Source organism: Streptomyces mayteni, assembly GCF_054783955.1.
The window spans coordinates 1-6897 of record NZ_BAAGPR010000201.1 but is presented as its reverse complement, the minus strand read 5'-3'; the positions used below and the strand labels follow the sequence as shown (position 1 = coordinate 6897).

Here is a 6897-nt window from a genome sequence, read left to right as displayed (position 1 = left end):
GACCGGGCGTAGCCGGGGGCCTGCGGCCGGCGGCCGTACGGGCCGGGCGGAGCCCAGACCTGCGGCCCAGCGAGCCAGCCCGCCCGCGCGGGGCGCAGCGAGGTGGACCGGGCGAAGCCGGGGGGCCCGCGGCCGGCGGCCGGACAGCCGTGCGGGCCGGGCGGAGCCCGGACCTGCGGCCCGGCGAGCCCAGCCCGCTCGCGCGGGGCGCAGCGAGGTGGACCGGGCGAAGCCGGGGGGCCCGCGGCCGGCGGCTGTGACAGGCCCGGTGGCCGGGTGAAACCCGGGCCGTAGGTCCGGCTGGCACGCTTCGAGCGCCGGCCGCACTGGTGGATCGGTGCCCTGCTCCGAAGGAGCCGGCGAAGCCGGGAGCCTGCGGCCGCCCGCGCTTTCCGCGACGTCCGGGTCGCGCACCCCCAGCGCTCCCGCGCGAAGCGCGGTGCCGGGTGGGGCGGATGGCAGATCGACAGACCTGCCCCGAAGGACCACGCCCGGGACCCGGCCGCGCGAAGCGTCGCGGCCGCGTTTACCGCGACGTCCTGGTCGTGCGCCCGGTGGGACCGGGCAGCGGCACGCCGGGGCCTGGCCGCGCGAAGCGCCGTTGCCCGGCCGGGCCGGGCCGGACGGCAGAGCGATACCTGCCCCGAAGGACCGAGCCCGTGAGCCGGGCGGAGCACGGAAGCCCCGCTCGCGCGGAGTGCGGACGCCGCTTCGTCGGGGAGCCGGGGCGTCAGCGGAGGCGGGCGCCGTAGATGTGGGTGACGGTCATGGTCATGAGGACGCGGCGGTCGGAGATCATCACCGCGCGGTACTCGTCCCAGTCCGGGTGCTCGCCCGCGGCCCTGCGGTAGTAGTCGACCAGGGCCTCGACCTCGGGGCCCCGCGGGTCGGTGCCGGGGCCGGCGAGGGTGGCGAGGCCCTCGGCCGTGGCCCAGGCTCCGCCGTCGGGCCGTACGACGTTCAGCGTGGCCCGCGGGTCACGCCGCAGGTTGGCGGTCTTGGCCCGGCCCTCGGTCATCGAGACGAGGACGACCTCGGCGTCCCGGTCGTAGAACGGCGTGACGGGCGACAGCTGCGGTCGCCCGTCCCCCTTGATCGTCGCCAGGACTCCGAGCCGGCTCTCCGTGAGCAGTTCGCGCGGGTCGAACGATGCGGTCGTCATGGGGCGATCATGCCCCGGTGACGCCGGGTCAGGCGAGGCGGACGACCGCCCGGGCCATGCCGAGGACCTTCTGGCCGGCGCTGCGGGCCGTGACGTCGACGCGGACGGTGCGGGCCTCCTCGTCGAGGAGGGCCGCCACCTTGGCGGTGACCTCGATCTCGGCGCCCCGGTCGTCGTCGGGGACGACGACCGGCTTGGTGAACCGGACGCCGTACTCCAGCACCGCGCCCGGGTCGCCGGCCCAGTCGGTGATGACCCGGCCGGCCTCGGCCATGGTGAACATGCCGTGCGCGATGACGTCCGGCAGGCCCACCTCCCTGGCGAACCGCTCGTTCCAGTGGATGGGGTTGAAGTCGCCCGAGGCGCCCGCGTACCGCACCAGGGTGGCGCGGTCGACCGGGAAGACGGCGCCCGGCAGCTCGGTCCCGACCTCGACGTCCGCGTAAGCGATCCGTGCCGCCATGCCTACTCCCCCGCCCCGCTCATCCTGGCCACCAGCTTGGTGTGCACGGTCACCACGTGTTCGCCCGACGCGTCGTGCACCTCGCCGCGCACGTCCACGATCTCGTTGCCGGCGCGGGAGCTGACGGACTCGATGACCGAGGTCACCGAGAGCCGGTCGCCGGCGCGCACCGGGCGGGAGTAGGCGAACTTCTGGTCGCCGTGGACGACCCGGCTGTAGTCGAGGCCGAGCTGCGGGTCCTGGATGACGGTCTGGGCCGCGGTGAACGTGATGGAGAACACGAACGTGGGCGGCGCGATCACGTCGGGGTGGCCGAGGGCCTTGGCCGCCTCCGGGTCGGTGTAGGCCGGGTTGGTGTCCCCGATGGCGCGGGCGAACTCCCGGATCTTCTCCCGCCCGACCTCGTAGGGCTCGGTGGGCGGGTAGCTCCGCCCGACGAAGGACTCGTCCAGTGGCATGGGATCCCTCTCGAATCGGCTGGTGCTGGCGTGACGGTGACGCGGCCAGACAGCCTACGAGGCCGCCCCCGGGGACGGGAGCGGCCTCGTCTACGAAACTCTGCGGTTGGTGTTAGCGGGTCTCGCGGTGCGCGGTGTGCTGGTTGCAGCGCGGGCAGTGCTTCTTCATCTCCAGGCGGTCCGGGTCGTTGCGCCGGTTCTTCCTGGTGATGTAGTTCCGCTCCTTGCACTCCACGCAGGCCAGCGTGATCTTCGGGCGGACGTCTGTGGCAGCCACGTGAGTGCTCCTTGACGGATGGACGGGTGAAACACTTGCTTCAACACAGAGAGAGTAGCCGATCGGAGGAGCGACCCCTCAACCGGCTACTTGAGGTAGCGGCGACCGGACTTGAACCGGTGACACAACGATTATGAGCCGTTTGCTCTACCGACTGAGCTACGCCGCCCTTGAGATGAAAGGCTCCCGCCCGATGAACAGGAGACCAACATCTCAGAGCCCCAAAACGGAATCGAACCGTTGACCTTCTCCTTACCATGGAGACGCTCTGCCGACTGAGCTATTGGGGCGAGCGCTGAAGAGATTACACGGTCCCGGGCAGAAGGAGAAATCCTTAGGGAGTGGGGACCAACCGGTGATCAACCACGGCGGTACGACTATTTCCTCCTTGCCCTCCCGGGCCACGCGGGCCCCGTACGCTCCATGGCGATGCTCACACTCAGGGGACCTCGGCTCGCCGACGGGCGCACCGTCGACCTCCTGCTGAGCGCGGACCGGATCGAGGCCGTCGGCACCCCGGGCAGCCTGGCCCCGCCCGCCGGCGCGCAGGAGGTCGATCTCGCCGGCTACCTGCTGTTGCCCGCCCCCGCCGAGCCGCACGCCCACCACGACACCGCGCTCACCGGCGTGCCGCCTGGACCGCCGGCCACCACGCCGGTGGCGCTGCGCCGGCGGATCACCGAGGCGGCGCTGACCCAGCTCGGGCACGGCGCCACCGCCCAGCGCAGCCACGTCAGGATCGGCGGCGCCGAGAGCCTGGCGGTGCTGGAGGCCGGTCTCGAGACGGCGCGGACGCTGCGCGGCCTGGCGGAGCTGAGCGTCGTGGCGGTGCCCCGGCTGCTGACCGGCCTGGCCGGCGCCGAGAACCGGGCGCTGCTGACCGAGGCGGCCAAGATGGGCGCGGGGGCGCTCGGCGGCTCGCCCGACCTCGATCCGGATCCGGCCGGCTATCTGGACATCGTGCTGGGCCTCGCGGACGAGCACGGCTGTGCGATCGACCTGCACACGGACGGCGCCGACCCGGTCCGTCTCGCGCGGCTCGCCTCGGCGGCCGGCGCCTGCCGGTCCGGGGTGGCGATCGGGCCGTGCGGCGGGCTTTCGCGGCTGGCGCCCGAGGTGGCGGCGCGGGCCGCCGGGCAGCTGGCGGCGGCCGGGGTGACGGTGATCTGTCTGCCGCCCGGCCCGTGTGGCCTGGCCGCCGCCAGGGGCCGCGCGCCGGTGCGGCTGCTGACGGCGGCCGGGGTGCGGGTGGCGGCGGGCGGCGGCGCGCTGCGGGATTCGGTCAATCCGGTGGGGCGGGGCGATCCGCTCGACGTGGCGCATCAGCTGGCCGCGCGCGGTGTGTGCCGGCCGGGCGACGCCTACCGCGCCGTGAGCGACCTGGCCAGGGCCGCGCTGGGGCTGCCCGAGGTGCGGATCGAGGCCGGTTTCCCGGCCGAGCTGCTCGCGGTGCGCGGGCGGACGGTCGCCGACGCGCTGTCGCTCGCCTACAGCCGGCTCGTCATCCACCGTGGTCGGATCGTGGCCAGGACCAGCGCCGTTCGCGAGTACTGCGGGGCGGGGACGGCCGGTGGCCCGGAGCTGCCGCGGCAGTCCACGGGCTACTGACCGGCCATGGCTCCTTGTCATGGTCTTCGCAACAAGAGACACTTCGTGACGGTTCGTCGGATGATGTGCGATGTCCGACGAGCGAGCCGCACCGTGTAGCAGCCACCCCGCCCGAAAGGCTGGTTCTGGCATGGCGTTGACCCCACGTCGCGCGGCGATCGCCGTAGCGGCCCTCGCCCTCTCCCTCGTCCCCCTCCCCTCACTCGCCGCCCCTTCCGGCTCCTCGCCGGGGTCCGGCGACGTCGGCCAGGCGGCCGTCGAACAGGCGGCCGTCAATCAGGCGGCCATCGAACAGCAGGTGCTCTTCCGTTCCGACCTGGACGGCGGCTACGCCTGCTTCCGCATCCCCGCGATCGTCAGGACCAACAGCGGCACCCTGCTGGCCTTCGCCGAGGGCCGCACCAACGACTGCACCGACGCCGGCGACATCGACATCGTCGTCAAGCGGTCCACGGACGACGGCCGCACCTGGAGCCCGTACCAGGTGATCGACGACGGCGGCGGCGACACGCACGGCAACCCGGCCCCGGTGGTCGACACCGAGACCGGCCGCATCCTGCTGCCGTCCACCAGGAACGCCGGCCTGCCGGGCGGCGGCGACTGCCCGGCGCCGTGCGAGCGGATCCCGTACCTCTCCTACAGCGACGACGACGGCCGCACCTGGTCCGAGCCGCGCAGCCTGGCCGCCGAACTGCGGCCCGACGACTGGGACTCCTGGTACGCCACGGGCCCGGTGCACGGAATCCAGCTCGCCCGCGGCGCGGACGCCGGCCGGCTGGTCTTCACCATCAACGCGGAGAGTTGGGGCGACGAAGGCGTCACGGCCAGCCACGTGGCGCTCGCCTACAGCGACGACGGCGGCGACAACTGGCGCCTGGGCGCGGTCGACAGCCACCCGGTGGCCGCCGACCGCACCTACCGGCAACGGCCGTCCGAGTCGACGCTGGCGGAACTGCCCGACGGCAGCATCTACATCAACGGCCGCGAGCAGGGCGGCACCGACCTCGGCCACCGCAGCCACGCCTGGAGCCGGGACGGCGGCGAGAGCTTCGCCGGCCCCTTCAGGACCCTCCCCGACCTCTACACCCCGCAGGTGCAGGGCTCGGTGATCCCGTTCGACGACTCGCGGCTGCTGTTCGCCTCGCCGGCCGACCCCGACCGGCGGCGCCGCATGATGGTCCGCTCCTCGTGGGACGGCGGCCGCACCTGGCAGAGCGTCGACCAGGCGGCGCTGGTGACCACCGACTGGGCCGGCTACTCCGACATGGTGAAGATCGACGACGCGACGGTCGGGCTGATGTACGAGGCCGGCCCGGTGGACGCGCGGGACGAGATCCGGTTCGCCCACTTCGGCGAGCCCTTCCTCGGCGGCCGGACGGGAACCGGCCCGACCACCAGGGACGCCGCGCACGGCGCGCGGACCGCGCCGGTGATCGGCGGCCCGACGACGACCGAGGGACGGTTCGGCTCCGCGCTGACGTTCGACGGCCGGGACGACGCGGTGCGGCTCCCGTACCGGCCCGAACAGCCGCTCGGCAGCGGGGACTTCACGGTGAGCCTGTGGTTCAGGTACACGGCCACCGGCGGCAGCCACCCGTTCCTGTGGATGGGCGGCGTCGGCTCCAACAACCCACAGGTGTGGGTGCGCGGCGAGCCGGCGAGCGGCCGAGTCAGGGCCCTGATCACCACCCGTGACGGTTCGTCGGCCCCGACCTCCGCCAACCTGGACACCGCGGGCGCCTACAACGACGGCCAGTGGCACCATCTGGCCTTCACCCGCGAGGACGGCGAACTGCGGCTCTCGATCGACGGCGGCACCGCGCTCGCCACGGCCGACCGGCCGGGCAGCGTCAGCCGGAACTCGACGTTCGGCGTGCACCTGGGCCAACGGCCGGACAGCCTGCAGTACATGACGGGCGCGCTCGACGAGGTGCGGGTGTACGACCGCGCGCTGTCGGAGAGCGAACTCGACTGGGTCCGCGCGGTCAACGCGACGCCACGCGGCGCGGTCGCGGCGCTGCCGCTCGACCGGGTGCGGTAGCCGGGTGCGGCCAGCGGTGGGTGGCGGGTGTGGTGGCGTACGGTCGACGGCATGCGCACAGTCATCGCTGGTGGACATGGCAAGATCGCGCGGCGGCTCGAGCGGCTGCTCGCGGCGCGAGGTGACGAGGCCGTCGGCCTGATCCGGAACCCGGACCAGGCCGACGCCCTGCGGGCGGCCGGCGCAGAACCGGCCGTCTGCGACCTGGAGTCGGCGACGGTCGGGGAGGTGGCCCGCCACCTGGAAGGCGCCGACGCGGCCGTCTTCGCGGCGGGCGCGGGCCCCGGCAGCGGGGCGGCCCGCAAGGAGACGATGGACCGGGGCGGCGCGGTGCTGTTCGCCGACGCGGCCGAGTTGGCGGGCGTGCGACGCTTCGTCATCGTCTCCTCCATCGGCGCCGACCGGGAGCCACCGCCCGGCACCGACCCGGTGTTCGCGGCCTACCTGCGGGCCAAGTCGGCGGCCGACGCGGACATCAGGTCGCGGACCGGACGCCTGTCGTGGACCGTCCTGCGCCCCGGCGGCCTCACGGACGAGCCGGGCACGGGTCTGGTGACGCTGGCCGAGTCCACGGAGCGGGGCTCGATCAGCCGGGACGACGTGGCGGCGGTGCTGCTCGCCCTCCTGGACACCCCCGCCACGACCGGCCTCAGCCTGGACCTGGTCGCCGGCCCGACGGCCATTCCGCGGGCGGTGACGGAGGTGGCGGGCGTGGCGGGGTAGCGGTCCCCGCGGCTGCCGGCCCGAAGGGCCGGGGTTCCCCCACCCACCCGTCCTTGCTCCGCTCGGAGCGGGGCCGGCACGCCCAGCGCGCGCTCCGCGCGGCGCGGCCGGGGCGGCCGGCGAGCCGAAGAGGTGTGCCGGCCGGCGCGAGCCGCAGGCCGCCGG

General features: G+C 74.2%; 7 protein-coding genes and 2 tRNA genes. 3 read left to right on the top strand and 6 right to left on the bottom strand.

The window, feature by feature from the left end:
- Positions 1–730: 730 nt before the first annotated feature.
- From ACYVPE_RS38720 to ACYVPE_RS38695, 6 genes are all read right to left on the bottom strand, one after another.
- Entirely contained in the window at positions 731–1162 is a 432-nt protein-coding gene (locus ACYVPE_RS38720; RefSeq protein WP_461038536.1) for a PPOX class F420-dependent oxidoreductase, read from the bottom strand.
- Between the two features lie 28 nt (positions 1163–1190).
- Positions 1191–1625 (bottom strand): MaoC family dehydratase, encoded by a 435-nt coding sequence (locus tag ACYVPE_RS38715; RefSeq protein WP_461038535.1) that lies wholly within the window; start codon positions 1623–1625, stop codon positions 1191–1193.
- Positions 1626–1627: 2 nt separating this feature from the next.
- The gene (locus tag ACYVPE_RS38710) at positions 1628–2083 is read right to left on the bottom strand and encodes an FAS1-like dehydratase domain-containing protein (protein WP_461038534.1); all 456 of its coding nucleotides are present in this window, start codon (positions 2081–2083) and stop codon (positions 1628–1630) included.
- Positions 2084–2195: 112 nt separating this feature from the next.
- Positions 2196–2360: a 50S ribosomal protein L33 gene (gene rpmG, locus ACYVPE_RS38705; RefSeq protein WP_132816042.1), complete on the bottom strand. Its 165-nt coding sequence runs from the start codon at positions 2358–2360 to the stop codon at positions 2196–2198.
- A 96-nt stretch (positions 2361–2456) separates the two neighbouring features.
- A tRNA-Met gene (locus ACYVPE_RS38700) sits at positions 2457–2529 on the bottom strand.
- Between the two features lie 48 nt (positions 2530–2577).
- Positions 2578–2650: transfer RNA gene (locus tag ACYVPE_RS38695), tRNA-Thr, on the bottom strand.
- A gap of 139 nt (positions 2651–2789) precedes the next feature.
- Here ACYVPE_RS38695 and ACYVPE_RS38690 point away from each other — a divergent pair.
- The 3 genes from ACYVPE_RS38690 (at position 2790) to ACYVPE_RS38680 (ending at position 6732) form a co-directional block, all read left to right on the top strand.
- A complete protein-coding gene (locus ACYVPE_RS38690) occupies positions 2790–3968 on the top strand; it encodes an amidohydrolase family protein (RefSeq protein ID WP_461038533.1) in 1179 nt (392 codons plus the stop codon).
- 130 nt (positions 3969–4098) lie between these two features.
- Positions 4099–6009, top strand: coding sequence for an exo-alpha-sialidase (locus ACYVPE_RS38685; protein WP_461038532.1), 1911 nt, complete (start codon positions 4099–4101; stop codon positions 6007–6009).
- Between the two features lie 51 nt (positions 6010–6060).
- Entirely contained in the window at positions 6061–6732 is a 672-nt protein-coding gene (locus tag ACYVPE_RS38680; protein ID WP_461038531.1) for an NAD(P)H-binding protein, read from the top strand.
- Positions 6733–6897 lie beyond the last annotated feature (165 nt).

Excerpts from the sequence above, each read along its gene's own strand:
- ACYVPE_RS38690 (WP_461038533.1), top strand. The coding sequence starts at position 2,790 with ATGCTCACACTCAGGGGACCTCGGCTCGCCGACGGGCGCACCGTCGAC.
- ACYVPE_RS38720 (WP_461038536.1), bottom strand. The coding sequence starts at position 1,162 with ATGACGACCGCATCGTTCGACCCGCGCGAACTGCTCACGGAGAGCCGG.
- ACYVPE_RS38710 (WP_461038534.1), bottom strand. The coding sequence starts at position 2,083 with ATGCCACTGGACGAGTCCTTCGTCGGGCGGAGCTACCCGCCCACCGAG.
- ACYVPE_RS38715 (WP_461038535.1), bottom strand. The coding sequence starts at position 1,625 with ATGGCGGCACGGATCGCTTACGCGGACGTCGAGGTCGGGACCGAGCTG.
- ACYVPE_RS38685 (WP_461038532.1), top strand. The coding sequence starts at position 4,099 with ATGGCGTTGACCCCACGTCGCGCGGCGATCGCCGTAGCGGCCCTCGCC.
- ACYVPE_RS38680 (WP_461038531.1), top strand. The coding sequence starts at position 6,061 with ATGCGCACAGTCATCGCTGGTGGACATGGCAAGATCGCGCGGCGGCTC.